The 25594-nt window shown below is 60.7% G+C and carries 19 protein-coding genes and 3 pseudogenes; 12 read left to right on the plus strand and 10 right to left on the minus strand.

The features are described 5' to 3' along the window. Positions 1 to 39: 39 nt before the first annotated feature. Positions 40 to 1590 (minus strand): 4-hydroxyphenylacetate 3-hydroxylase N-terminal domain-containing protein, encoded by a 1551-nt coding sequence (locus LPA45_RS31445; RefSeq protein ID WP_116323584.1) that lies wholly within the window; start codon positions 1588 to 1590, stop codon positions 40 to 42. 1889 nt (positions 1591 to 3479) lie between these two features. Then, complete coding sequence (locus LPA45_RS31450) at positions 3480 to 4364, minus strand: LysR family transcriptional regulator (RefSeq protein ID WP_116323587.1); 885 nt, start codon at positions 4362 to 4364, stop codon at positions 3480 to 3482. A 127-nt stretch (positions 4365 to 4491) separates the two neighbouring features. On the opposite strand from LPA45_RS31450, the gene argC reads away from it, so the two are divergent. Continuing rightward, positions 4492 to 5421 carry an N-acetyl-gamma-glutamyl-phosphate reductase gene (argC, locus tag LPA45_RS31455; RefSeq protein ID WP_116323588.1) on the plus strand — a complete coding sequence of 310 codons (930 nt, stop codon included), beginning with the start codon at positions 4492 to 4494 and terminating at the stop codon, positions 5419 to 5421. Between the two features lie 143 nt (positions 5422 to 5564). Here the strand turns inward: argC and LPA45_RS31460 are convergent, their stop codons facing one another. The 4 genes and pseudogenes from LPA45_RS31460 to LPA45_RS31475 all read right to left on the minus strand — a co-directional run bounded on the left by LPA45_RS31460 (position 5565) and on the right by LPA45_RS31475 (position 10172). After that, complete coding sequence (locus LPA45_RS31460) at positions 5565 to 6557, minus strand: tripartite tricarboxylate transporter substrate binding protein (RefSeq protein ID WP_317921572.1); 993 nt, start codon at positions 6555 to 6557, stop codon at positions 5565 to 5567. Between the two features lie 182 nt (positions 6558 to 6739). Next, positions 6740 to 7612 (minus strand): LysR substrate-binding domain-containing protein, encoded by an 873-nt coding sequence (locus LPA45_RS31465; RefSeq protein ID WP_116323609.1) that lies wholly within the window; start codon positions 7610 to 7612, stop codon positions 6740 to 6742. A gap of 441 nt (positions 7613 to 8053) precedes the next feature. Next, positions 8054 to 8270 (minus strand): annotated as a pseudogene (locus tag LPA45_RS34255) (MFS transporter); the annotation flags it as partial. A 147-nt stretch (positions 8271 to 8417) separates the two neighbouring features. Further along, a complete protein-coding gene (locus LPA45_RS31475; protein WP_376790707.1) occupies positions 8418 to 10172 on the minus strand; it encodes an IlvD/Edd family dehydratase in 1755 nt (584 codons plus the stop codon). A 367-nt stretch (positions 10173 to 10539) separates the two neighbouring features. Between LPA45_RS31475 and LPA45_RS31480 the strand changes: the two genes are divergently transcribed. The 6 genes and pseudogenes from LPA45_RS31480 (at position 10540) to LPA45_RS31505 (ending at position 14451) form a co-directional block, all read left to right on the plus strand. Then, positions 10540 to 11463: a dihydrodipicolinate synthase family protein gene (locus LPA45_RS31480; protein WP_367395333.1), complete on the plus strand. Its 924-nt coding sequence runs from the start codon at positions 10540 to 10542 to the stop codon at positions 11461 to 11463. A gap of 137 nt (positions 11464 to 11600) precedes the next feature. After that, positions 11601 to 11905, plus strand: a pseudogene (locus LPA45_RS31485) (fumarylacetoacetate hydrolase family protein); the annotation flags it as partial. Positions 11906 to 11913: 8 nt separating this feature from the next. Then, positions 11914 to 12140: pseudogene (locus LPA45_RS31490) on the plus strand (dioxygenase); the annotation flags it as partial. Between the two features lie 374 nt (positions 12141 to 12514). Beyond that, on the plus strand, positions 12515 to 12769 hold the full coding sequence (locus LPA45_RS31495; RefSeq protein ID WP_022538192.1) for a type II toxin-antitoxin system Phd/YefM family antitoxin: 255 nt from the start codon (positions 12515 to 12517) through the stop codon (positions 12767 to 12769). Further along, complete coding sequence (locus tag LPA45_RS31500; protein WP_367395334.1) at positions 12769 to 13194, plus strand: type II toxin-antitoxin system VapC family toxin; 426 nt, start codon at positions 12769 to 12771, stop codon at positions 13192 to 13194. The genes LPA45_RS31495 and LPA45_RS31500 overlap by 1 nt, the downstream gene beginning before the upstream one ends. 144 nt (positions 13195 to 13338) lie before the next feature. Beyond that, positions 13339 to 14451, plus strand: coding sequence for an H-NS histone family protein (locus LPA45_RS31505; protein WP_233528456.1), 1113 nt, complete (start codon positions 13339 to 13341; stop codon positions 14449 to 14451). Between the two features lie 545 nt (positions 14452 to 14996). Here the strand turns inward: LPA45_RS31505 and LPA45_RS31510 are convergent. Next, on the minus strand, positions 14997 to 15476 hold the full coding sequence (locus tag LPA45_RS31510; protein WP_317921581.1) for a YbhB/YbcL family Raf kinase inhibitor-like protein: 480 nt from the start codon (positions 15474 to 15476) through the stop codon (positions 14997 to 14999). Between the two features lie 527 nt (positions 15477 to 16003). On the opposite strand from LPA45_RS31510, the gene LPA45_RS31515 reads away from it, so the two are divergent. Continuing rightward, positions 16004 to 17140, plus strand: a complete 1137-nt coding sequence (locus tag LPA45_RS31515; RefSeq protein ID WP_317921584.1) for a zinc-binding dehydrogenase — start codon at positions 16004 to 16006, stop codon at positions 17138 to 17140. 123 nt (positions 17141 to 17263) lie between these two features. On the opposite strand, the gene LPA45_RS34260 is transcribed toward LPA45_RS31515, so the two are convergent. Continuing rightward, positions 17264 to 17398: a DUF302 domain-containing protein gene (locus tag LPA45_RS34260; protein ID WP_317921586.1), complete on the minus strand. Its 135-nt coding sequence runs from the start codon at positions 17396 to 17398 to the stop codon at positions 17264 to 17266. 729 nt (positions 17399 to 18127) lie between these two features. Here LPA45_RS34260 and LPA45_RS31525 point away from each other — a divergent pair. After that, a complete protein-coding gene (locus LPA45_RS31525) occupies positions 18128 to 18667 on the plus strand; it encodes a hypothetical protein (RefSeq protein WP_147316329.1) in 540 nt (179 codons plus the stop codon). A gap of 128 nt (positions 18668 to 18795) precedes the next feature. Here LPA45_RS31525 and LPA45_RS31530 read toward each other — a convergent pair whose 3' ends face one another. Next, positions 18796 to 19824: a hypothetical protein gene (locus LPA45_RS31530; RefSeq protein ID WP_317921588.1), complete on the minus strand. Its 1029-nt coding sequence runs from the start codon at positions 19822 to 19824 to the stop codon at positions 18796 to 18798. Further along, the gene (locus LPA45_RS31535; protein ID WP_367395335.1) at positions 19824 to 21275 is read right to left on the minus strand and encodes a glycosyltransferase family 2 protein; all 1452 of its coding nucleotides are present in this window, start codon (positions 21273 to 21275) and stop codon (positions 19824 to 19826) included. The genes LPA45_RS31530 and LPA45_RS31535 overlap by 1 nt, the downstream gene beginning before the upstream one ends. Before the next feature lie 395 nt (positions 21276 to 21670). On the opposite strand from LPA45_RS31535, the gene LPA45_RS31540 reads away from it, so the two are divergent. The 3 genes from LPA45_RS31540 to LPA45_RS31550 all read left to right on the plus strand — a co-directional run bounded on the left by LPA45_RS31540 (position 21671) and on the right by LPA45_RS31550 (position 25591). Continuing rightward, entirely contained in the window at positions 21671 to 22834 is a 1164-nt protein-coding gene (locus LPA45_RS31540; RefSeq protein ID WP_116323599.1) for a porin, read from the plus strand. A gap of 725 nt (positions 22835 to 23559) precedes the next feature. Continuing rightward, positions 23560 to 24273, plus strand: a complete 714-nt coding sequence (locus LPA45_RS31545; RefSeq protein WP_116323600.1) for a cytochrome c — start codon at positions 23560 to 23562, stop codon at positions 24271 to 24273. Positions 24274 to 24277: 4 nt separating this feature from the next. After that, the gene (locus LPA45_RS31550) at positions 24278 to 25591 is read left to right on the plus strand and encodes a cytochrome c (RefSeq protein ID WP_116323601.1); all 1314 of its coding nucleotides are present in this window, start codon (positions 24278 to 24280) and stop codon (positions 25589 to 25591) included. The last annotated feature ends 3 nt before the right edge of the window (positions 25592 to 25594 follow it).

Consider the following 25594-nt stretch of genomic DNA (forward strand, 5'->3'; position numbering starts at 1 on the left):
TCTCTCCCATGGGAGCTAGCGCCAATGGCACGCGCGCCGCTATTTGGCAAGCGGGCCAGGCGGGAGGATGCTGACGTCGTTGGGATTGACCAAGTCCGGCACGGTCCAGCCGCTCAGGTCATACTCGTCCATCGCTGAGCGCGCAAACGCCTTCATGCGCTCAAGGTTGCCGCTGTCCTGCGCCGCCGACAAGTTGGTCAGTCGGCTTGCGTCATTGCTGCCAATGTAGTTGATTTCGTACAACTCGTGGCGCGCGCCGAACTCGGTGCCGATGGCATCCCAAAGCATCTTCATCACCTTTACGCGCTCCTGTGCCGGGGCGCCGCCAGAGCCGCGAAGGTACTTGTCGAGGCAGGCGCGAATTTCGGGCACCTGGAAATCGTAGGCGTGCGAATTGATGTAGATGAGACCGCTGGCCACCACCTGTTCAATGATATTGCGAATGCGCGGCAGTGCCTCCTGGCTTAGCACGCGATATGCGCCGGCAAAGTGCGAATCGGGGCGGACATGGCCTTGCCATGGGACATCGCTCTTGGCCATCGCATCCGACAAGCCCCAGAAGGCATTGCGCCACGCGATCACCTCGCCCAACTGAACCTGAACGCCATGGAAGCCTCTGGTACCCGTGATCTCCAGCGCGCGCGCCAGCAGTCCGACAATAAAATCCAACTTGACCGCCACGCGCGTGCAGCCATGAAGCGACGCGCGTTCGAGGTATCCGGAGCCGCATTGTGTACAGTCTTCCTGCGCGACCTCGCCGTGCATGAATACGTTTTCCCAAGGCACGAAGACATTGTCCATCACCAGGATGGCGTCGTTCTCGTCCAGTCGCGATGACAACGGATAGTCAAACGGGCTGCCGAGTACCGCCGCGCGGTATTCATTCGAGACCCGGCACAGCAGCTTTACGCCCGGCGTGTTGGTGGCCACTATGAACTTTGGCCCACGCGCCGGCATGGTGTCGACATGCGCCACGTAAATATAGTGGGTCAGCGCCGCGCCGGTCGCTACCACCTTGGCGCCGCTGACATAGATGCCGGCATCGTCCTCACCGACTACGCGTACGTACACCTCGGATGTGCACGATGGCGGCAGATCGCGGTCCACCGGCGGATTGACAACGGCATGGCCCATAAACCAGGTTCTCTCTTGAGCCTTGCGGTACCACCGCCGTGCGTTGACTTCATAGCCTTTGTAGAAGTCTGCGTTAGCGCCTAGCGTGGCAAGGAAAGCGCCCTTATAGTCCGGCGACCGTCCCATCCAGCCCCAGGCGCGCTGCTGCCAGCAGGCGATCGCATTCCGTTGTGCGACTTGTTCGGCCACGTCGAGCGGCGCGCGGAAGAAGCGATGAGTGTACCCGCCCCACTCGGTTGGAACGCAGAGCACTGCATGGTGCGCCGGATCGTGTAGGGCCTGATACAGGCGTGCGACCATTCGCGCCATATTGCGAAATGCAGGATGCTCTGCGACATTGCGCACACGTTCGCCATAGATCCAGATCTCTCTCGAATCATCGAGGCTACGCAGATACTCCGCGCCGGAGAAGGGAACATAGACCTGGTTATAGGCGCTGCGAAGATCGTCGAACATGTTGATTGGCCTTCCTCAAATTATTCTGGCCTTGACGCCGGGCCAAGAGCATTCATGCCCATGTGTGTCGCTCGCAGCTGAAATGACGATACATTGCAACTCCATCTTTTAGACGAGGGTTCTGTGTGCTGGGCAACGGAATCAATGTCTTGTTGCCGGTGCAAACGATCATTTGACGGACTGTCGGCGGTGAACGGAATCTGGGTGGGTGTACGTGGAATCGTCGGAAATGTCAGTCAGACAATTCAAACATCGCTAAGTCTTTGCCGCACCGTGGCCGACGAATGGGACGCAGAGATGAGTTACAAGTGGGTACTGCGCTAACGTTTTGTAAACACTTCCTGCCTCGCGTCGCGACTACAGTCCATGCCAGGAGGAAATAGTTGGCATGCTAGGCATTGGCGTGGTCGATCGGGGGAGTGCGCAAGCCCGTGTCGAGGTAGGCATCGGCATTGGAGTGCCGGGTTATGCCGTGCCTGCTCCACCGCCACTCGTCTATTACGAACCCGTCCCCGTCCAATGTCGCCCCGCCTCTGGCGAGCGCGGCGTGCCTGGCCCGACCAACAGTGGCGCGAGCGCAAGTGGCGGGAACGTCGATCCTCGACCACACGAAAGTTGCTTGCAATAGAGCTTTGGCCTTCCTGCATAGGCTGACCGTAGCTCGGTTGCTTGGGAGCGGGAAACTAACGCCAACGGACGGGCGAGGTTGCCTTGTCCAGTTGAAAGGCACAGGAGTCTGAAGTTGGGTTCTACAGAAGCGGTACCTTGCTTATTATGTGCTGCATTAGCGCGACGATGGCGCGACCGACTAGATCATCGACATGGAAGTCGTATGTACCGTTGCGCCTCGTGCGGGGGACGATTCGCAGTTACCGCTGACGCGCTGCTCGCCATCGTGCAGGGTTGCTGGCATGCCGTTGAACTAAAGAATACGGTCAGGCAGCGGATTGCTGCCGGCACCCTGCCGCGCATTGAAGAGGTTGACGGCAAGCCGAACGTGATCGCAGTCGGCCGTCAATCATCGTGAACATCTCCCAGATCCGACGACGTATCGAATCAGGGGAATGCAATCAAAGTGCGTGCTATCCATGCCGCTCGATTCATCGCCAGGGCCCGTTGTTAGAGGCGGGCATCGGAGCGATTGCAATGTGCACAGTCATCTTGACCACACACGGTGGAGGCTTGCCCCGCCGCCCCTCAAAGCTCGCTGGAGTGCCATGCCATTTCGCTTGACAGCCAGAGCAGGAGCCCAGCCGCCGAGGTGAGAATACGCTCCTCCAAATGCAGGGGAACGTCAACACCGAACAGCCCCAGGGCCCACGCTCCCATTGGCGGCAGTGAGACCAGGCCGGCGACAACGTATCAATCCTCGTGCAATCACTTCTGTCATTTCGCTTATTTCTTGAAGAAGAGAGGATCGATGTGTCGCTAGTATCAGTCCATGCTTCAAACTCTTACGTGCGGAAACGCACTTATCTGGCCGCCAGATGCTGGCCGCTTACTTGGCGTCGCGATGGCATAGCGTTGCCTCCAGGTCTGTCCGTCGCGGACCTGAACTTCAGCTCAAACACCTTTTCCTTTGCGACGTTGCCTGCGGTGATGGGGTACATCACCACTTCATGTTTCCTGGGTCATTGCTGAAGCTTCGGCGCCGACCGACGCGACCCTGCGTGAGTTCATCGAACAAAGAGAGCCATGTTATGCCGCTGATATCACCCTTGTCGCTAAAATCCGTAATCCTGCCCAATTCCCCGCGGTCCGCCACGCAAGCCAGCGTAGCCGAATCATCGAAGCGCGACCGCGCCGGGACAAACTTGAGCACGCCGCCGGTGGCGTGCAATAAGGCTACCGTCCCAGCGAGAACGAACCGAAGCTGGGACTGGCAACTACTACACCAAGCGCAGATCCCACAGCACATCAAGTACGTGTTGGGTGGAGCGTTCAACGTACCCCGCACGATGAGCGATGCCGAGCCGACGCCATAACGCCGGGCGCAGCGGACGCATGACGATGCGCTTGTCCGGAAATGGCGTGGTGGCCTCGTGGGGTAAAAGCGCCGCGCCGTAACCCGCCGCAACCAGACTCTTGATCGCGTCGTTGTAGTTGAGCTGAATGCGTGGTGCGGGATGGTGTCCCGCGGCCGCGAACCACTCCGCAGTCTGACGCGAGAGGCGCGTGGTCGCGTCGTTGAGAATCAGCGGCTGGGCGGCGAGCCATTCCGGCGTGACGCGGGCCGGGCACTGCCAGTGCGCCGGCACGAAGGCCATCACGGGGTCGCGGCGCCAGGGCGTTATCACCAGTCCGGCCACCGGCGGCTGAGGCAGTGCAACCAGTCCGATATCCAGCGTGCCGTCCACCAGTCGGGACAGTGTTTCCTGCGAAGTGAGGACCGCAATTTGAATGTCGATCGCGGGATGCTGCTGGCGCAGCACCTCTAGCGCCTGTGGCAGCAGGTGCGCGATCACACCAGTTGAAGCACCGAGCCGGGCGCGCCCTTCGAGCCCCTCCACTTGTCGTTGAATATCGTCCAGCGCCTGCTCCGCATCGGCCAGCAGCCGACGCCCGCGCTCCACCAGCACCTCTCCGATCGCCGACGGCCTTACCTGTCCGCGCTTTCGCGACAGGAGCGGTGCTCCGATGCGGTGTTCCAGTTCAGCGATGTGGAGGCTGACCGTGGGCGGCGCAAGGTGCAATGCACGCGCCGCCTCGGCGAATGAGCCATGGTCGGCAATGGCGACCAGCGTGCGCAGGCGGTCCAGGCTGATCTCTCGCATGTCGGCTCCAGATTCAGGAAAACTGAATGTCAAGGTTGTGAAATTCAACTTTCCCTATTCTAGTGGTCCATGGAAGATTGAGGCTCCTTCGATGTGTTAACCCTTCAGTCACCGGAGTATTCCTCGTATGAGCTCTCCCCTGGTTTTTATCGACGGCGACCAAGGCACCACCGGGTTGCAAATCCACGAACGGCTGCGCGGCCGGGCCGACCTCAGCCTGGTCACGCTTGCCGCGTCGGAACGCAAGGATCCGCGGCGTCGTGCGGAAGCCATCAATGCCTGCGACATCGCCATCCTCTGCTTGCCCGATGCCGCCGCACGCGAGGTGGTGAACGCCATCGTCAATCCCGCCGTCAGAGTGATCGACGCAAGTTCCGCCCACCGCACGCATCCGGACTGGACATACGGCTTTCCGGAAATTGCACCGGGACAGGCCGCGCGCATTGCGAACGCGCGACGCGTCACCAATCCTGGCTGCTATCCGACCGGTGCGATTGGCCTGCTGCGTCCCCTGGTGCAGGCCGGGCTTGTGCCACCCAGCTACCCGGTCAGCATTCATGCGGTGTCCGGCTACTCCGGACGCGGGCATGCCGGCGTGGAGGAGTTTGAGGGGCCGGATGCCGGCAGCGCACCCGCATTCCAAGTGTATGGCCTGGAACTCGCCCACAAGCACCCCCCGGAGATCCAGCAGCACGCCGGGCTCGCGCAGCGTCCCATCTTCGTTCCCGCGTATGGTGCGTTCCGCCAGGGCATCGTGCTGACTGTGCCCGTCGCGTTGAGGCTGCTGGCCCCCGACGTGGATGGCGCCACGCTCCACGCATGCCTCGCCCGCCACTATGCCGGGGCGGCCCATGTACATGTCCTGCCGTTGCACGAGTCGTGCGCTTTAAAGCACCTGGATCCGCAAGTGCTGAACGGTACGAACGACATGCACTTAAGCGTATTTCCTAACATGGAACACGGGCACGTTCTGCTGTCCGCGGTTTTCGACAACCTTGGCAAAGGCGCATCCGGCGCCGCGGTTCAGAACCTGAACCTGATGCTCGCGCAGCAATAGCGGCCGATGGCATGAGCTAAAGGTCGGCCGATATCAGGGGTATGGCAAACGAACTCCTGGTCGATCCATTCCTGCAACCCAGGAGCAAACTCGCCTACCTTGATCAGCGGTTCCATGCAGTCTACCTTCAGATTGCGCCGCAATCAGTTGTCCGACTTGATGCCGGCATCGGCGATGACCTTCCCCCAACGGGCGACCTCCTGGTTTAGCCGTGCAGAGGCTTGTGCCGGCGACTGCGGCGTTGCCGCATAGACGCCCTGCTGCAGCATCTGCGCCTTCACGTCCGCGCTCTGCACGATGTTGGCCAACTCGCTATTGAGACGGGCGACGACTTCCGCTGGCGTGGCGACCGGGACGAGTACACCAAAGTTGGACACCACCTCAAAATCCTTCCATCCCGACTCCTGCACCGTCGGCACATCGGGCAATATGGACAGTCGCTGTGGCGTTGTAACTGCCAATGCGCGTAGCTTACCGTCCTTGATGAACTGCTGAACGGCAGGGACGGTCTCGGCCATCATCATGACCTGCCCGGCGATGAGGTCGGTCATTGCAGGACCACTTCCCTTGTAAGGTACGTGGAGAATGTCGACGTTTGCCTGCTTCTTAAACAACTCGGCCGCCATTCGTTGCGGTGCGCCTACGCCCGAGGAGGCATAGCTAAGCTTGCCCGGATTTGCCTTGGCATATGAGACCAGTTGGGCAAAGTCCTTGACAGGCACGGAAGGATTGACCACAAACACAAGCGGTACGTATCCGACCACCATAGCGGGCTTCAGGTCCTTTAGCAGATCGTATGAGAGGCGCCCTTTTTCGAGCGTCGCCATGGTTGCATGAGAGGTGATCGCACCCATCAGTATCGTGTAACCGTCCGGCTTCGCTTTCGCGACGGCGTCTGCGCCGAGGTTTCCGCCCGCACCGCCCTTGTTCTCCACCACGACTTGTTGGCCCAGCGCCGTCGAAAGGCGTGCTGCAAGAATGCGTCCGATAACGTCCGTTGCGCCGCCTGGAGGATAAGGCACGACCATCCGGATTGGCTTATCCGGGTACGCTGCCAATGCAGTCAGGGGAAGGATCGCTGCGCTTGCAATGGCGGCCAGCAGCAGGCGACGCGCGGGGAAGTGGGTATGAGCCATGGCGATTGTCTCCGTTCTCTGTTGTGGGTGAAGTGCCTAGCCCACAGTCTTGTCGCTGCAGCCGACGAACGAAAGACAGTGCCGTTATGTTCAGAACAGAATCTTTTTATGGTGTGGGTAGCAACCCCATGTACCCTGCGGCCAGGCGGCAAGGAATCAGCACGCAACCTGGCGCGGAGGACCTACTGCGCGAACACTGCTTTCGCCTCAATCATTAGCTCCCGTGCCATGACCGCACGCGCGCCATACTCACTCCAGACGATCCCCACTTTTCTGACCGGCGGCCGATCAGGCAGGGGCACTCTTGCGATCGCCATGTTCCGACTCCAAAGCGGCGACCAATCAGGAACCAGGCCCACGCCAAGTTCCTGCTCGACGAGCGCGGCAATGGCGAGCAGCCCGTCAATCTCCAGACGTTGATTTGGGCGTATGCCATGATCACGCAGGTACCGGTCGGCGAGTTGTCCCCCTAGGACGCTGCGGTCATAACGGATGAACGGCTCGTTTCTCAGTAGGTCGTGGGCGTCGCGGTTCCCAAGGGACGAAGGGGCGACAACAATCAACTCTTCTTCGATTAGCGCTTTCCATTCGCAGCCCTTGCCGATTGCGAACTGGGGTTCGACGACGATGGCGGCATCGAGGTCTCCTTGGCTGACCAGGTTGGACAGTTCGATGGAGGAACCCACCTTGACGAAGATCTTCAGCTCGGGATACTTGGCGTAGAGCCGCTTCAACACGGGTGGCAGCACGCTCACCATGGCAGATACGAACACGCCAAGCCGCATCTCTCCGACGGCAAGCCCTGAGCTTGCAATCGATCGCAGTTCCCTGAGGTCTCTCAAGACCGGCTTTGCGCGCTCGAGAAAAACCACCCCCATTTCCGTAGGCTTGACGACGCGTCCGACGCGCGTAATCAGCTTGGCCCCAATCTCATCTTCCAGCGCGTGAATACGGGCGGCTACTGCAGCCGGCGTTAGATCCAGGCGTCGACCAGCCTCGGCCAAGGACCCGAACTCAACCACGCTCACAAAACTCTGGATATAGCGCACATCCATGGCCATCCTCGCGCTCTAGTGGTTGCGGCGAAAGAAAATTATGAGGGCTCATTCTACGATGTTGAGTCGCACATCGGAATTCCAGAGCGCTCGGCAGACCGTGCTATGCGATGAATCGCTCAAGGGCCCCCGCACTCGAACGTCAAAGGGCACGCCATGCTTCATGACGTGCCCTGCATGGAGAAGCGCTCCCGCCCCGACTATTTCAGCTCAACGCGTTTGATTTCGCCGACCACAAAGAGATAGCAGAAGATCGCCACGGCTCCGTGCGCACGTAGAGGAGTGCAGACTCGAATGACCCCGCCTTGTTCACCAGGAATCCGATGGCGAGCGGCATCGTAATGGCCCCCAGATTTCCACAGGTGTTCAAAACAGCACCGCTGATGCCAGTGGCCTGCTTTGCCGCCGTGTCCGAGTTCAAGGCCCAGCCCAAGGCAGCCACGCGTTGAAAATTGCCGAGGCAGTCCCGCGTTCATGTCCTGGAAACCAGGCCGCTACGATGCGGCTGTTCCCAGGGAACGATGGCGCTTCACACGCCCCCACCAGGAAGCGCGGCAAGTTGGAAGAGTACGTAGGCCCATCCGAATGCCGATAGGATGAAGCCCATTTCCACGGGGCTGAGTTGAAAATGCTTGGCAAGTGTGTCTCCTGATGGCGATCTGCGCGACTGCACGACGGCAGACTGCCCCGTCGCTTGATGAGCGATCTCGTGACGTGTGTGTTCACGGCGCCTCAGGAGCGCCGGGTTGGGAAAGCGTCGAGCAGGGTTGAAGTTTTGCTGGTGCTCAACGCTCGCTTGATCGCGCTACCGCGCCTTGGGTACCTTGTCGGTCATGACTTTCGGTCGCAGGAACTCAAAATCGACGCCGGCGTCCGCTTGGGTGACCGAGTCATAGAACAGCCGCTGGAAGCCTCGTTCGACCGTCGGTGGCGTGATCGGCTTCGCTCGCTTCCTGCGTTCCAGTTCCTCGTCGGAAACCAACAAGGAGAGCTCCCTCTTGCTCGCGCTCAGGCGGATTCGGTCGCCGTTGTGCACATAGGCCAGTGGTCCACCGACGGATGCCTCCGGGTTGACGTGCAGCACAATGGTTCCGAAGGCCGTGCCGCTCATCCGACCATCCGAGATGCGGACCATGTCCTTGACGCCAGCCCGCGCCAGTTTCTTGGGGATCGGGAGGTAACCCGCTTCCGGCATGCCGGTACCGCTGCGGGGGCCAATGTTCTTCAGCACAAGCACATCGTCGGCATTCACGTCGAGGTCCGGGCTGTCGATGCGCTCCGCCATATCTTCCAGGCTTTCGAACACCACGGCGCGCCCTTCGAACTCCAGCAGTTCCTGCGTGGCAGCGGCTTGCTTGATAATGGCTCCTTGTGGGGCAAGGTTGCCGCGCAGGACAGCCAGGCCACCACTCGCATAGATCGGCTTTTGGACGGAGCGCACGATCTCCTGGGGAAAGGACTTGGGCGCCGCATCGATTTCCTCGCCGAGTGTGCGGCCGGTGACGGTCAGCGTATCCAGATGAAGGAAAGGACGGAGTTCTCGCAGCAAGGTCACCATGCCGCCGGCCTTGTGGAAGTCCTCCATGTAGTTCTGGCCGGACGGCTTGAGATCGACGAGTACTGGCGTCTCGCGCCCCATTGCGTCAAGCTGGTCAAGATCGATTTCGATACCCAGACGACCTGCGATGGCAGTCAGGTGAATGATCGCATTGGTTGAGCCGCCGATCGCCAACAGCACGCGAAGCGCGTTCTCGAAGGCCTTGCCGGTCATGATCTGGCTGGGCCGCAAGCCGTGTTTTGCCAGTTGCACGGCGTAGCGACCAGTCTGCTCCGCGATGCGGACGCGATCGGCTGTCACCGCGGGCGGAGTCGCGCCGCCCGGCACCATCATGCCGAGCGCCTCTACCACGCATGCCATGGTGCTCGCCGTACCCATTACCGAGCACGTGCCGATGCTCGAGACGAGCCGCGTATTAACGTCGGCGATCTGCTGGGCGTTGATTTCTCCGGCGCGGTACTTACCCCAATAGCGCCGGCAGTCCGTACAAGCACCAACTCGTTCGCCTTCGTATGAGCCGGTCAGCATGGGGCCGGTCACCAACTGGATTGCCGGCACGTCGGCGGACGCCGCGCCCATCAATTGGGCCGGGACGGTCTTGTCGCAACCGCCGATGAGGATGACGGCATCCATTGGCTGCGCGCGCACTGTCTCCTCCGTGTCGATAGACATCAGGTTGCGCAGATACATCGCCGTCGGATTGACGAAGCTCTCATGCAGAGAAATGGTCGGAAACACCATCGGCAGCGCCCCCTCCAGCAGGATGCCTCGCTTGGCCGCCTCAATGAGCTGCGCCGCATTGCCGTGGCAGGGGTTGTAGTCGTTCGCCGTGTTGACGATGCCGATGATCGGCCTATCCAGCGCGTCGTCGGAATAGCCGGCCCCTTTGATGAAAGCCTTACGCAGGAACAGGGAGAACTCCTTGTCGCCGTAGTTGGTTACCCCTTTCTTCAGTCCCTTCTCGGGGTTTTCGGCGTCGGCGGTTGTCTCTCGATCAGTCATTGTCATACCTCTTTTGTGGCGTTCGTCTAATGCGCAGCATCGGGGCTGGAGTGCCTTGGGCTTACCTCACAGGCGTGGGCGAGCAAATGTGAACCATCCGGCTGCTGGCAACAGACCTGGCGGCTGTCTGGGATGAAGACTAGGGCCCTGGGCGGGCTCGAAGGCATAAAAATTTTTGGTTCTAAACGTGGAATGACCTATGTGATCGACTCATAAGATCGAGTCGCAGCAGGGTGTTACGGCCTACGCCAGCAGGACACCTGCCCACCCTCAGCCATAGGGCGCCGTTGGCGTCCGCCGGTGTCTTGTCTTGTAAAGACAGGGCGCGCCCCGTGCGTCGCCAGACCATTTCACAGAAGGAGACTCGATGACAGACCGCATTCGCGGCGCACTTGCGCCGGTCCTTACTCCATTTAACAATCGCCTCGAACCAGATACCGAGCGGTTTATCGCGCACTGCCGCTGGCTGGTGGACAAGGGTGCTGGGCTCGCCGTGTTCGGCACCAATTCGGAGGCAGCGTCGCTGTCCGTGGACGAACGTATCGCGCTAACCGACGAACTTCTGGCAGCCGGCATCCCGCCCCGCAAGCTCATGCCCGGCACAGGGGCGTGCGCGGTGTCGGACGCGGTCACATTGAGCCGCCACGCGGTGAAGAATGGCGCCGCAGGTGTCCTGATGCTGCCGCCGTTCTACTTCAAGAATGTTCCCGACGCGGGTCTCTTTGCCTACTACTCGGAAGTCATCGAGCGTATCGGCGATGATCGCTTGAAGGTGTACCTGTACCACATTCCCCAGTTTACGGCGGCACCCATCACCCTGAACTTGATCGAGATGCTGCGCAAACGCTATCCAGAAACGGTGGTGGGCGCCAAGGACTCGTCTGGCGATTGGGAGAACACGCGCGCCATGATCGACCACTTCGCGGCCGATGGGTTCGACGTCTTTCCGGCGAGCGAATCGCTTCTGACGAAGGGGCTGAGCAGCGGTGCTGCGGGTTGCATCAGCGCGACCGTAAACATGAATCCACATGGCACTGTGCAACTCTACGAGGGATGGAACTCGCCGCAAGGGGAAGCGTTGCAAGTCAATGCGGACGTCATTCGCAAGGTGTTCCAATCCGCGCCGATGATTCCGGCAATGAAGCGTGTAGTTGCTGAATTTTCGGGACATGCGAGCTGGAGCACGGTGCGCCCGCCGTTGACCGCGCTTGGTAGCGCTACCACAGCGAGCTTGCTCGGGCAGCTCCGCCAAGCAGATTTCACCATGTCCGGATACCCGCGCGCTACATGACGCTGTGCTGATGTTCCGGATGCCGCTCCTTTTCTCCGGCGCCTAAGATGCTGCACGGTCGCGGTCTTGATGGGCGACGGAGGATTAGTTGGTGGGCTCGTCCGGAAATGTCCTGAGTTCGACGACCTCGCTCCTATTTGACTGGCCCGCATGCGGCAGGTCTGCCGAGCGCTGTCATTCCTACCTATGAGAAACAAATGACTGAGTACGTTATTCCGGCTCCGCGGCTGACAGAGAACTTGCATCACGAAATTGAGCTTGTGGTTGCGATTGGCCAATCCGGCGAAATTGTCGACCCATCGACACACTCGAGCTTGTTTGGGGCTATGGCGTCGGCATAGACTTGACGCAGCGCGATCTGCAGGACGTAGCCAAAAAGATGAGCCGTCCTTGGGACTGGGCGAAGGGCTTCGATGCTTCTGCACCTTGCAGTCCGCTGCGCACACAAATGGAGATCATCTCGTACCGATGCCGCATCTGGGGCCTGGTCATGGACATGCAAGATTGGCGAACTCCTGCCAATCGATTGACAGCGCAAGCGATCGACTTTGTGCTACCGCCCAGTTCGCGCTTCGTTGGACAGCCCTGGCGAGCAGGCAACGATGTTCCTTGATCCGAGCGGAAATCCCATTGAGGTGAAGGGCTGTGCGAATCTCGATGACGTTTACGCGAAGTGAGGACGCAGCGCGAAACCAGCGCGGTATGCAGGCTATTTACAAGCGAGCCATATCGACTATTCAATTGAATACCGGGGCACATCAATCAGGCCCTGGCACACGTCCGACACGCGTGCCCTCCGATAACGACATCACTGCTCCTGTGGTCATGAGAAAGCGGCGTCCGATGCCGGCTGGTGGGGGAGGGGAGTAGTTCCGTGCTCAATAGCCAACTCCGGTCTTGCGTTGACCGATGGTATCCGTCCATCGCCGGAAAAGAAGAACACCGCCTTGCCGCCTAGTCAGCCCCGGTTTGGCGCGGTTTCATATGGGCCCTTGCACGCTATAGGTTCGTGTAGTAACGTAACTACATCTTCGGTCTGCAGGGGCTAAAAGTGCACATCACAACTCTATCCAGTCGAGAGCTGAACCAGGATGTAACTCGCGCCAAGAAGGCCACGAAGGACGGCCCCGTTTTCATTACTGATCGCGGCCGACCTTCTCACGTCCTGTTGAGCATCGAGGAATATCAGCGACTCACTGGTAGTCAGCAAAAGATTGCTGACCTGCTGGCCATGCCGGAAGCCGAGGATATTGATCTCGATATCCCCCATCATGCTGAACTTGCTCGACCGGCGGACCTCGACTGATGTTCATCCTAGACACTAACGTCGTCTCCGAACTGCGCAAGGCTCGACATGGAAAAGCTGATTTCCACGTCGTTCAATGGGCCGACAGCGTCGCCGCTGCCGATTTGTTCGTGTCGGCTATCACGATCCACGAACTGGAAATAGGCGTTCTGCTGGCCGAGCGTCGTGATCCGCCGAAGGGAGCGGTTCTACGAGCCTGGCTCGATAGCCACGTCCTGCCAGCGTTTGCGGGACGCATCTTGCCAATTGATACGGCAGTTGCGCAGAGGCGTGCGAGGTTGCATGTCCCGGACCCGCAGCCGCTGCGGGATGGCCTGATTGCTGCCACCGCGCTGGTGCACGGAATGACAGTCGCAACACGAAACGTTTCAGATTTCGTCGCTTCACGGGTCGCGCTGCTCAATCCCTGGACGTGGGAACCATAGCCTCGTGGTGCGCGCTGCGCGATCCGGGCCTTCCGTCATTGGTTGTGGGATGGTCGACCGTAGGTCTGACGACGCCGTTGACGAGAGCCGCTAGAATGTTTCAGCGCATCCGCACCTGCAGTGACTTCGACGAAGGAGAACAAATTGGCCCCAGAGCAAGCGGTTGAACCACTTGTCGCGCAGGATGCGACGGACGTTCCCGGTCAGATGGAGGTGGCCAGCGCTGACGTGGCGTCCGACGCGAACCCCGTCATTGGTCAGGCCAGTAGCGAAGGCGGCGGTGTTGGAAGCATTGATACTGAGGCCCGACGCCTGGACTTCTGGACGACCAGCCGGAATAGCAGCGCCAAGGCGACGGTGTCATATCGGCGCCGACGGACTTACGCAAGCCCGGAAGCCCCGACTGAAGCGCCGACCCAGGAAGAACCGATTGAAGCTGCCGCCCCGCAAGCGCTGGTCGAGTATGGCGCTGCTGAGGCACCGATTGAAGCGATGCGGCCAGTAGCGCCGACTGAAGCGTTGACCGCCGAAGTTCCGGTTGAGGCCGCGGCGGCGGTAGAGTCGCTTGAACCGGACGTCCAGGGCGAGTTCCCTGAAGCTCAAGCCTCGATAGAGCCGCTTGAAGCCCTGGCCCCGGAAGCATCCACTGAAGAGAAACGACCACGGAAGCGCCGACAGACGTCGAAAGCGCTGACAGAACCTGCCGCGCCGGCAGCAACGACTGAAGAGCGGAGACCACGGAAGCGCCAACAGAAGCCGAAAGCGTCGGCTGAAGTTGCCGCTCCGGAAGCTCCGACTGAAGGGACGCGAACCCGGAAGCGTGGACAGAAGCTGAAAACGCTGGCTGAAGCCGTCGCTTTGGAAGCAACGACTGAAGTGACGCAAACCCGGAAGCGCCCACAGAAGCGGGAAGCGCCTGCCGAAACGCAAAGCACACCCAAACCCGTAACCTCTCATGAACTGCTCGCGCAACTGGCATCCGTCGATGCGCAAATTGAGCAGTTGTGGGCTGCGGAGGTGCCAAAGGTGGTGGAGGAGATTCAGCAGTTGATGCAGGAGTACGACCTGAGCATTGACGACATTGCAGGCAAGCCAAGCGTTGGGCGCGCTGCTGGTGCGGTTCCAACTAAGAAAAAGGCTGCCCCCCTTCCGAAGTACCGCAATCCCAAAACGGGGCAGACCTGGTCGGGTCGTGGCAGGGCTCCGGCATGGATTGGCACGAAGCCCCAGCGTTTTCTGATTGATCTCCACGACTGAAGGTCGCGTTGTCGGGTGCGACCGGTCCGCACTCATTCAGACATGGGGGCAGCTGATGTCGATCTTGTTCGTCCTTGCGCTGGGTTTTGGCGGGGCGGGTGGGCGCTCTGGCTGTACGTCACCGGCCGGGGCGAGGACGCGCTACTGGTCGCGTTGGTCACCATGGGGGTCACGCGCTTCCTCGCCGGCGGCTGGTATTACAAGCGCTGACTAAACTCGGAGACGCGCTCGGCTGGGGACAAGAGACACGTCGGTCCGCCTTGACGCCCCAGGGCCACAGTTCGCGAAAGGCCCGTTCAAGCTTTAGAATCTCCGCTTTCCAGTCGAGCAGCAATTCCGCGACGCGCTTGGAATGCTCCGGACTTGCTTCTAGGCCCATAGTCGCAGTCGCAACGCCGTCTAGCCGGGAGCGAGCGATGCCAAGCCAGTCAGCCTACGAGTGCTGCTGGCCGGAATGGGACCACGGTCATCATGGAGTCGGAGACCGGCATCCTTGGCAAGACGGTTGGCCTGAGCTCGCTGCTCGGGGCGAGTGCGCGACTACTTCAGCGCGCATGCTTCTGGTAGGTCCCGATGAGTTCGGCATGGGCCAAAACGTGCCCCCTCATTGCCTGCTCCAGCGCCGCCTTGTCCGGCTTGCCGAGATCCGGCAGCACGACGTCCAAGGCATATAGCTTGTGGAAATACCGGTGCCGGCCAATTGGAGGACACGGTCCGCCGTAATCGGCACGGTGCCAGTCGTTGAGACCTTCGCGTGCGCCGGGCGGCAAGCTCTGCCGGCTCATACCTTGCGCAAGCGCGCCGGGCTGCGGAGGCAGGTTGTACACGAGCCAATGGACCCATGTCATTTGCGGTGACGCCGGGTCAGGCGCATCCGGATCATCGACAATCAAGGCCAGGCTGGCAGTGGAGGGTGGCAACCCTGACCACGCCAGGGGCGGTGACACATCGGCGCCTTCGCACGTGTGCACAGTGGGAATCTCCCCGCCTTGGGCAAACGCGGGGGATGTCAGTATGAGCGGCATCGATGGCCTCCGCTGGGCAAGTAGCGCTGGTCCGAACAGCATGACCGCAAAGGCCAGCAACCATGGTAGAAGTGCCAATCGCACCATATCTGCCCCCGCCGGCGCATGACGGCTGTTCCAACTTAGCCCGCATTCAACCCCTGTGCAAGGGACCGTGCAGTTATCTGAAGCTGCAGGGTGCCGGTGTCGCTGCCTATGCTGCTTTCGAGCACGAACAGCGCCTGAAGACCTCCGCCCCCAGGATTCCGTCCCGCGCAGGCCACAGCGGGAACCCGAAAGCCACCACTCCGCATCAAAAGGCGATTTCCCCGTTGCTGGACACTGGCGCCAGTGGATCGATTGTGGGAGGGCTGACCGCCATCCGCAGCTATCAGTACGATGCATGATGGCCTGTCGGCCGACGCATGACCTGAATTTCCGGCCCAGTACGGGATTCGCAGGAACTTGCTACATTGCTGACTGCTGGCGAAAACGGCCGCACGCTGCCGCCTCGCTCACCGCAAACCGACAGACCAAGGAGACATCGAATGCCCACTGCACTTCAACTTCGTTCGAAAATCAAGAGCAGCGGTGAACTCGAGCTTTCGCTAGACAGCATCGACACGCCGCAGCCTGGCCCGGACGAAGTGCTCATCCGCATTGAAGCCTCTCCCCTCAACCCGTCCGATCTCGGCCTGCTGTTCGGTGCGGCCGACATGAGCACGGCCAAGGCCAGCGGCACGGCGGAGCGCCCCATAGTCACCGCGCGCGTTCCGGAAGGCGCGATGCGCAGCATGGCGGGCCGCCTGGATGCGTCCATGCCGGTTGGCAATGAGGGCGCGGGCGTGGTCGTCGATGCAGGCTCGTCCCCTGCGGCGCAAGCCTTGATGGGCAAGACTGTGGCTGCCATCGGCGGCGCGATGTACTCGCAGTACCGCTGCATTTCCGCGGACCAGTGCTTAATCTTGCCCGAAGGCGCCACACCTGCTGACGGCGCGTCGTCATTCGTCAACCCGCTCACCGCACTGGGCATGGTCGAGACCATGCGGCTCGAAGGACATAGCGCCCTGGTGCACACCGCCGCGGCCTCTAACCTGGGCCAGATGCTCAATCAGATCTGTCTCAAGGATGGCATCAAGCTGGTGAACATCGTGCGCAAGCAAGAGCAGGCGGACCTGCTCAAGGTACAAGGTGCGGTCCACGTCTGCAACACCGCGTCGCCCACGTTCATGCAGGACCTCACCGAGGCACTCGTCGCCACTGGCGCAACGATCGCGTTCGACGCCACGGGCGGCGGCAAGCTCGGCGGCCAGATCCTCACCTGCATGGAAGCGGCCCTGAACAAGACGGCCCGCGAATACAGCCGCTATGGCTCGACCACCCACAAGCAGGTCTACCTCTACGGCGGCCTGGACACAAGCCCGACCGAGTTCAGCCGCAACTTCGGCATGGCGTGGGGCATGGGCGGCTGGCTGCTGTTCCCGTTCCTGCAGAAGATCGGGCGCGAGCGGGCCAACGCGCTGAAGCAACGCGTAGTGGCGGAGCTGAAGACCACCTTTGCCAGCCACTACTCGAAAGAAATCTCGCTGGCCGAGGTGCTGGACCTGGACGTGATCGCCATCTACAACAAGCGTGCGACGGGGGAGAAGTACCTGATCAACCCGAACAAGGGCCTGGCGGGATAAACCACCCCGGGCCGCCTTGCGCCCCCACCGTGTCAAGAATCAGCTGCTGCGCCACAGCCAGCGGCGCGGCGCTGCCGGCCGGCAATGGGTGAGGGCCTTCCAGTTCCGCGGCGGTGTGGACGCTCACCCTGGTGCTGCCCTGGCAGTCATCGCGCACCAGCACGCGCAGGGCAAGTCCAGCGCAACGCTGGGTGCCGCGAGCATCAACGGCGTTCCCCGCCTGGCGTTGCCATAGATCAGCACCTGCTTTGGCGGCATTGCCAGACCGGCGTTGCGTGCGGCCTCAGCATGGTCGATCCGCCACGTTGGCCTTCTGGATGCCGTCCATGCTGCGACCACAGGGGCTGCTGCAACCGTGGTGATCGGCGCTCCAAGGCCTACTCGCCGCTGCGCTTGCCGCCGGTGCCGACCTTACCGCGCCCGACCTTGCGATGCGGTACACAGGGGCGCAGCCTTTTTCTGGAGCTAGCCGTCGACGTGACGTGCTCCGCAGGGTAGCGGGTTGTCCTATGCAGCGCTGCCTGGTAGGCGGGGTGGCCCGGATCCATGCACTTGATAGCGGACATGATTCACACCTCCTCCGAGGATTCTAGTCCGAACAGGTACGGCGATTCTGCCGCCTTCCTGAACACGCCACGCGTTCATTCTGGTGGATACCGTCCGGCGTCAGCTTCCGCCGCACAGCGATCATTCAGCGCTTCGTCCCAGCCCGCAAATCCTCGCCCGACAGGTCCGTTTGCGTTCCATCGGCAGTTTCCTTGGGGTACGAGGATTTCTGCCTCACGGCATTTACCCATCCATCAACCGCGCGCCCTCCCGTCAACAGACGTGGCCTTCGGGTCGCATGGGGAATCGCGCTCGCCCAGTTCTGCTAGTTGAGTGCAGTTATCTGCACCTGACATCAAATGCAAAGCTAGTGGCGGCTCGGGCAAAGTCGCGCCTCTGCGTTACGCCTATTTTGGTAGTGTAAGTTTTCTGGGGTACAAAATGAAATGGCTATCAAGATTAGCGCTGTGCTCGCTTTCGGTGCGGCCTATATTTCCTCCGTCTGTGCTGTTTGGGAGAGAATTTCCGAAAACGGCATGGCACCACCGGCTTTCACTATCGAATTCCTTTCCAACGACTAAAGGTTCCAATCGGGCAAGGGTGGAGCGGGCTGTCGCCCGTGAGTTTGTGAATTACCTAAACGAAGTCTTAGATATGTTTGGATTGTTCAAAAAGAAGCCTGCCAACATCCATGATTTGCCCTTTGGTGAAAAGAGCCAGGAAGAAATTCGCGAACTAGCACAGAGTTTGGCGAACCAAATCCGGATCATAGTGTATGAAGATGTTGCTGGCTCAAGTCACGAACATGACAAATGCACTTTCCTCAAGATCGAAGAAGCGGCATTCGACATTAGCAGCAGCATGTTCGATCGCGTCAAGATTTGGAATACCGTGGAGAGCGTTGACAGGGACGCGTACCACAACCTTATCGCCGCTATCCAAAACCAAGGGCGAAACAAGCGCTTCGCATCGAGCAACTAACAACGCACGCAGCATTCCTGCCGCCGTGGGCCGATAATCCGCTTGCGGCAGGCAGTCGATCTGAAAACGAAGCGCCCGGCAGTCCGGGCGGAGAGGAGATCTGGCACACGTGCTGCGACGGCGAGACTTCAATCAGGTACCTGAGAAGAAGTGAAAAGGCGGTCGAAAGGCAATACGACGACGACTCTCAGCATGCGCCATCCGTAATTTTCATTGAGGTTCTGGACTGCATCCGAATAGGAGCTTCGGCTGTAGGCGAACTGCACCGCAGCGGTGATGCCGTTGCTGAAGGTGCGTCTGGCGGAGATTCCAAATTCTGCCGTCGGCTTGTCAATGTGGTGATCGATCCATTCGTGGCCCAAGCGGGCATACGCAAAAACCCACCAATCGCCAAACGAGCGCCGCAACCGTAGTCCCGCCTCTGCCTTGCGGTACTCCTCTGGATTGAAATACATCTGCTGGGGTTGCCCGCTACCGTGAAAGCCCTGTCCCTTCAGTTCAATGCCGATCCCGCTCTCCGGCACCGGGGTAAAGATCAGCCACGCTCGCCCCCCAAGTTGCTTGTTGCCATCGGTAAATCGCCGCCAGGTTGGCATGGCTATCATCGTCAGACGCTCGGTGGGCGCGTAGTCAAAGCTTGCCGCAAGGAAATTGGAGAGGATGTTATTCTGGAGAGCCGCTTCGCTCTCTACAGCGTCGCGATTCGCAATGAGTTCGACACCGCCACGCTCTCCAAAGCGCACGTTCCATGTGGCCTCCCCATGCCATTGAGGATGCCCGGTATTCGTGGTAACCGCCAATCGGCCAGTGATCCCTTCTGCGGTACGCTGATTGACTCTCCGCCCTTCGACCAGGACGGAGTCAGCAATGCCAGTCCAATCGCCGTGGCGGAATTCATCGCGAGACACGCCAACGCTGACAAAGTCGTACCGGGATGCATAGTGAACCATTCCACCAAGACGGAGCGAATCCCGCTTGAATCCCGTCGTATCGCGGGTCCCAAAATAGTCGGTTGTTATCCCGGTCAGTGGGTCATATTCAGGCGACTCGAAGAGGTCGGGGCTCTGTCCGGGCGGGCGTTTGTCGACCACCTCATCGGATGCGGCCGCGCTGACAGCGACCGCAAGGAGCAGCACTGGCAGGAAGCGCAGGACCATTATTTCGTACCCCACGTTTTCGCCTGTCCGAACAATTCGGCGAGGTAGCCACGCAAACTGGCCGGATGATTGATGAGTCCGTAGGCCAGCGTGTAGAAGACAAGCGCCAGCGGATCCCACGCTACCGTACAGCCTGCCTGCTGAAACACCTTCGCGCTCATCCGGTACATCACGAAGCCGATAAGGCCGGCCGATGGGATCAACGCCAGCGTCACTGGACCAACCAACCAGTACTGACCGAACAGTGCGAGTACCAGGCCCGGAATAAACGCAAAGGTAAAGGCCAGGTCCTGCCACGGGAAAAGCAGATTCCAGCCAACCAGAAATGTTGTGATGCGGCGCTGGCGCAGAATGCCCGGGTGATGACGGAAGGCCTCGACCATGCCTCTCGCCCAGCGAGCCCGCTGCCGTAGCAAGCCGCCGAAAGTTTCCGGCACGTTGGTAAAGCAGAGCGCCCGCTCGGCGTAGCCGACGTCGTATCCTCGAGACAACAACGCCCAGGTGAGGACGATATCCTCGCCAAGGCTTTGTGGCCACCCCCCGATTTCTCGCAGCAGATCGGTACGGTACAGTGACAGGGCACCTTGGGCGACCAGCGTGCCGCCATAAGCGGCCTGCGTGCGTTTGGTCGCCGCTATGCCATGCAAGTAGTCCCAGTATTGGACGCGAGACGACCAACTCCTGTCCCCGTTGCCCACGAATACGGCGCCGGCAACCGCTGCGGTATTGGGTGGGCCATTCACGTACTCCAGTACCAGATACCGGAGCGCATCGGCATGTAGCCAACTGTCGCCGTCGACGGTGACGACCAGAGAATGGTGCGCGACAGCCAGTCCACGATTGAGCGCTGCCGCCTTGCCCCCGTTGCATGCCAACGCAATCACACGTACTTCCGGGAACGTCTCGCGTACGATCGTTGCGGTTCCGTCATGGGAACCGTCGTCAATGACAATAATGTCCAACGGCGCAGAGTACTTCTGGCCCAGAAGAGAGCGCAAGGCATTGGCGATCTGGTCGGCCTCGTTATAGGCCGCGATCAGTACTGTCAGGGCGGGGTAGGCAATGGGTTCGCGGTAGCGAGCGCTTGGGCGTTGCAGCAGACTGGCGGTCTGAAAGGCGTTCATGAACCCTGGCGCCAGCGCAATGCCACCGACGATCAGCCATGTAGGTACCGAGCCGATCCTTTCCGCAAGTCCGGCCATCCAGGGCAACGCCAACCATAAAGAAACGCCAAGCCATGCCGTGGCCATAACCAGGGCGCAGCCAAAACCGCGGATGCCGAGCGAGCCTGGCCCGGCACCAAACGGCCGGGAATGTACTGGGTCGATGTCTTCGGTGCGCATGGCGTGGCCGGTTTCCAGTGGCGCCGCCGGCATATTGCGACAGCGCCAGTCCAATATAGTGCGCAATTTGAACTTTGGCGCGACGCTCGCGCGGACCGTGGCGTGCACGTTCCGGCTTCAAGTCTTATAAGCGATGGCCTCGATTTCTATCTTGCCGTTCCATAGACCGAGCCCGGCCATACCTTGAGACATCTTGGGTCTGGACTCTGTCCGAGAGCTGTGCGTCCGCATGTCGTGGATCACGCCAGGTATTGCCATGGCTGTTGTTGAGCGCACGGTGAAGCTTCAGAGCGGGCACGGAGCATGCGGCGCAGGCGACTGTTGCAATTGGCCGACACTGTGTTGCGCTTCACGCGGTTTTCATTCATCGGATGTTGGCGGAGAACGGACTGCCTCCTATGCTCGAACATGCTGCCCGGCAGCATGCTGTAAGGTCAGGGCATGCAACAAGCAACGCATTGGACTGGACCCACCACGAAGAAGATAATAAGAGGAGAGCGGGCATGGTACTGAAAAGGATGGCCCTGGCATCACTGATGGGTTGGCCGCTAGCAACCCTTGCGCAGTCAAGCGTCACGCTGTACGGCGTGATCGACGCCAACCTGGAATACGTCAACCACGCGGGCGTCGTGCCGACGGCCGCCAACGGGTTTAATCCGGGACCGGGCAACGACGCCTACCGGCTGACTTCGGGAGGACTTTCCGGCTCCCGCTGGGGCCTGCGCGGCAACGAGGACCTGGGCGGCGGCATCAAGGCTATCTTCGTGCTGGAAAGCGGCTTTGGCATCGACAACGGCTTGTCGCAGCAAAGCGGCCGTCTGTTCGGCCGCCAGGCATTCGTGGGCGTCCAAAGCGACCGTTTTGGCCAGGTCAGCCTGGGCCGTCAGTACACTTCGATGTTCGAGGCGCTGGCCAACTTCTCTCCAACCGCCTATGCCACGCAGTATGAACCGGTCGTCATGCAGTCCGGCCCCAACTACCGCGCGGACAACACCGTCAAGTACACCGGGAAGTTCGGAGGACTGACGGCGCTTGCGCACTGGTCCTTCGGCGTCGGGGTAGCCCTGCCGCCCTCGGTAGGGTTCCCCATTCCGATCGGCGGCAATGGCGAAGTGCCGGGGCAGTTCCGACGCGACACCGCCTATGGCGGGGCGCTAGCTTATACGTTCGGCCCGTTCGCCGCGACAGCCGGCTATGATCAGTGGAATCCCACCATCGGCACCGGCACCGGCACCGTCAAGAAGGCCGTAGTAGGCGCCAGCTATGCCTTCGGCCCCGCCAAGATCATGGGCGGCTACCGCTGGGGCCAGAACAGGAATGCGGCCGATGCCTTGATTCAGCGGGATGACTTCTACTGGATAGGGGCAAACTACCAGGTCACGCCGGCGCTTGCGCTCACGCTCGAGTACAACTACGACGATCTCAAGAACCTTTACGGCAACACGAGCGTGGCCAACCCGTGGCAGATCTCCTTCGTCGCCGATTATGCGCTATCCAAACGCACTGATCTCTACATGACTACGGCCTACGCCAAGAACGCGGGGTTGATGCTTGAGTCGCTGGCGACTTTCTATGCCAACAGCCTGTCACTAGGTAACAGCTATGTTTTGGGCAACGGCCAGAGCAACATGTTCGGCGTCGCCTTGGGCGTCCGGCACAGATTTTGAGTGGACCATAAGTGAGAAGGCCTATTTTCCACAGCTGGATAACACGATTCAGCTTGAAATGGCAAAAATCAACTCACAACCATCGCTTTGTTCCCTTGGACAAGTTGGAGCATTCTGGAGAGTGACGTGCTGATTCGAACCATAATCTTTCCTGTCTGTGTCGCGACAACGCTGACGTGCGCATGCTCGACCACCCCCATAACGGCGACCAAGGCGGCGCCAGCGCCTTCAGAACGACTTAGCGGATTGCAAACGCCGCCGCCTGGCGATTTCGCGACGTTAATCGTGACCCGGGATGAAGGGTTCTACGGCAGCGCCTGCGATACAGTCCTATCAGTGGACGGGAAGGAAGTGGGCCGACTCAGATCAGGTGAGGTAGCCCGGTTTTACGCTAAACCGGGGCCGATCATTCTTGGCGCCCAGACTTCAGTGATGTGTCCCGGAGGGTTAAAGGAGAGGGAGGTAAGGCTTAATCCAGCTTCGACGGTCCGCTATCGCATTTCGATCGATTCTAGCGGCGGGCTGGACCTGTCGCCCACCGCATTCTGACGAGACCGCGCCCAAGCGATGGCAGACGACCGGTCCTCTGCTATGGCCGAATTCGTCATGGGGCATATGGCGCAAAAAGCTGGTTCCTCGAATGCAAGTCCTATTCAGGTTGCCTTTTGGCTTGACACGCGACGCTTGGCGGCTACGCTTGATGCATCTCACACGGCACACCGACCATGCGCCCCACATGGAAGTTCCCGCCGCTCGCGACTCTACTAGTCTTTCCCTTGGTCGGGATCGCGCAACCTGAGGCGATTCCGGCGTTCAGGCAAGTGGACTCCCTCGAAGCCAGGGTGCAAGGCTGCGTGACCTGTCATGGCCAGAGTGGCCAAGGCACAGCAAACGGCTACTTCCCTCGCATAGCCGGCAAACCGGCAGGGTACCTTTATAACCAGTTAGCGGCCTTTCGCGACGGAACGCGGCGCTATCCGCCGATGAACTACCTGGTGGCCTACCTGCCCGACCCCTACCTGAAGGAAATGGCCGAGTACTTCGCCAAGCTTCGGCCGCCCTTCGCGCCCAAGGAGAGCACCAACGCCGCGCCACCCGTGCTCGCACGCGGTCAGGCGCTTGTGACCAAGGGCGATGCTGGCCAGGGCATTCCGGCCTGCGCCGCCTGCCATGGCAACGGGCTGACCGGGATGGAACCGGGTATTCCAGGGCTGGTCGGGCTGCGCCGCGCGTATATTGTCGGCCAGCTCACGCGATGGAAGGTAGGCGAGCGCCATGCGGCCGAGCCCGACTGCATGAAGCGCATCGCCGGTCGGCTGAGCGACGCCGACGTCTCTGCGGTGGCTGAGTGGCTGTCGCAGCAGCCTGCCCCCAGCGACCCGTCGCCGGAATCCTCAAACCTCGTTCGCATGCCGCTGGCTTGCGGCAGCCAGCGGTGATGCAATGAAACGCTGGCCACGACTCATCCTCGGCGCTGCGGTCATAGTCGCCGTCGTGGTGCTGGCGACACGCCTCATGCAGCGTACCCCCTCGGCGCCGCAGCAGGCGGGCTCGCCACCGACCAAGGCCGCTCCTGCCGGGCCGGTCGGCGCTGCCACCCAGGTCATCACCAAGGGCGAGTACCTGGCCCGCGCAGGCGATTGCGTGGCCTGCCACACCGAGCCAAACGGAAAGCCCTTTGCCGGTGGACGGCCCATGGCCACCCCCTTCGGCAACCTTTACGTGCCCAACATCACCCCCGACGATGAGACCGGTATCGGGCGGTGGAGCGCAGACGACTTCTACAAGATGATGCACACCGGCGTCTCGCGCGATGGCACGCTGCTTTACCCCGCCATGCCGTTCGCCTCGTATACGAAGGTGACGCGCGAGGATTCGGACGCCATCTATGCCTACCTGATGTCTGTGCCGCCGGTGAAGCATGCCAACCGGCCACACGAGCTGCGCTTTCCATTCAATAAGCGCGAGTTGCTGATCGGCTGGCGTACCCTGTATTTCAAGGAAGGCGAGTACCAGCCCGATCCGAAGCAAACGGCACAGTGGAACCGAGGTGCCTACCTGGTAGAAGGGCTAGGCCATTGCGCGATGTGTCACACGGCCATCAATGCGCTGGGCGGCTCCAGCGAATCGAAGGAATTCGAGGGCGGCATGATTCCCAACCAGAACTGGTATGCACCGTCCCTGACCTCCAATCGGGAGGCGGGACTGGGCAACTGGCCGATCAAGGATATAACCGACCTGCTGCAGGTGGGCATTTCTCACCGGGGCACGGTGTATGGACCGATGGCAGAAGTGGTCTACAACAGCTTGCAATACTTGACCGATGCGGACGTGGAAGCAATGGCCGTCTATTTGAAGTCACTGCCGCCGCGCGACGCCGAGCCGCCTCCTACCAGCCAGGCGCGACTGGTCCAGCCGGCGGTGATGGAACTGGGTCGGCAGGTCTACACGCAGCAGTGCGCGATGTGCCATGGCGATGACGGCAAGGGCCATCCGCCATCCTTCCCGCCACTGGCTGGCAACCAGTCGATCACGATGGCCTCGCCGGTCAATTCCATCCGCATGGTCCTCAATGGCGGCTATCCGCCCGGCACCGCCAAGAATCCTCGTCCACACGGCATGCCGCCGTTCTCGCACATTCTTGACGACGACAAGGCTGCCGCTGTCGTTACCTATATCCGCGTAGCGTGGGGCAATGCCGGCACGCCGGTCGCTCCAAGCCAGGTGAATGAGTTGCGCAAGCTGCTGCCGGAGTGAATC

Source organism: Cupriavidus sp. Agwp_2 (genome assembly GCF_040784895.1).
GTDB lineage: Bacteria > Pseudomonadota > Gammaproteobacteria > Burkholderiales > Burkholderiaceae > Cupriavidus.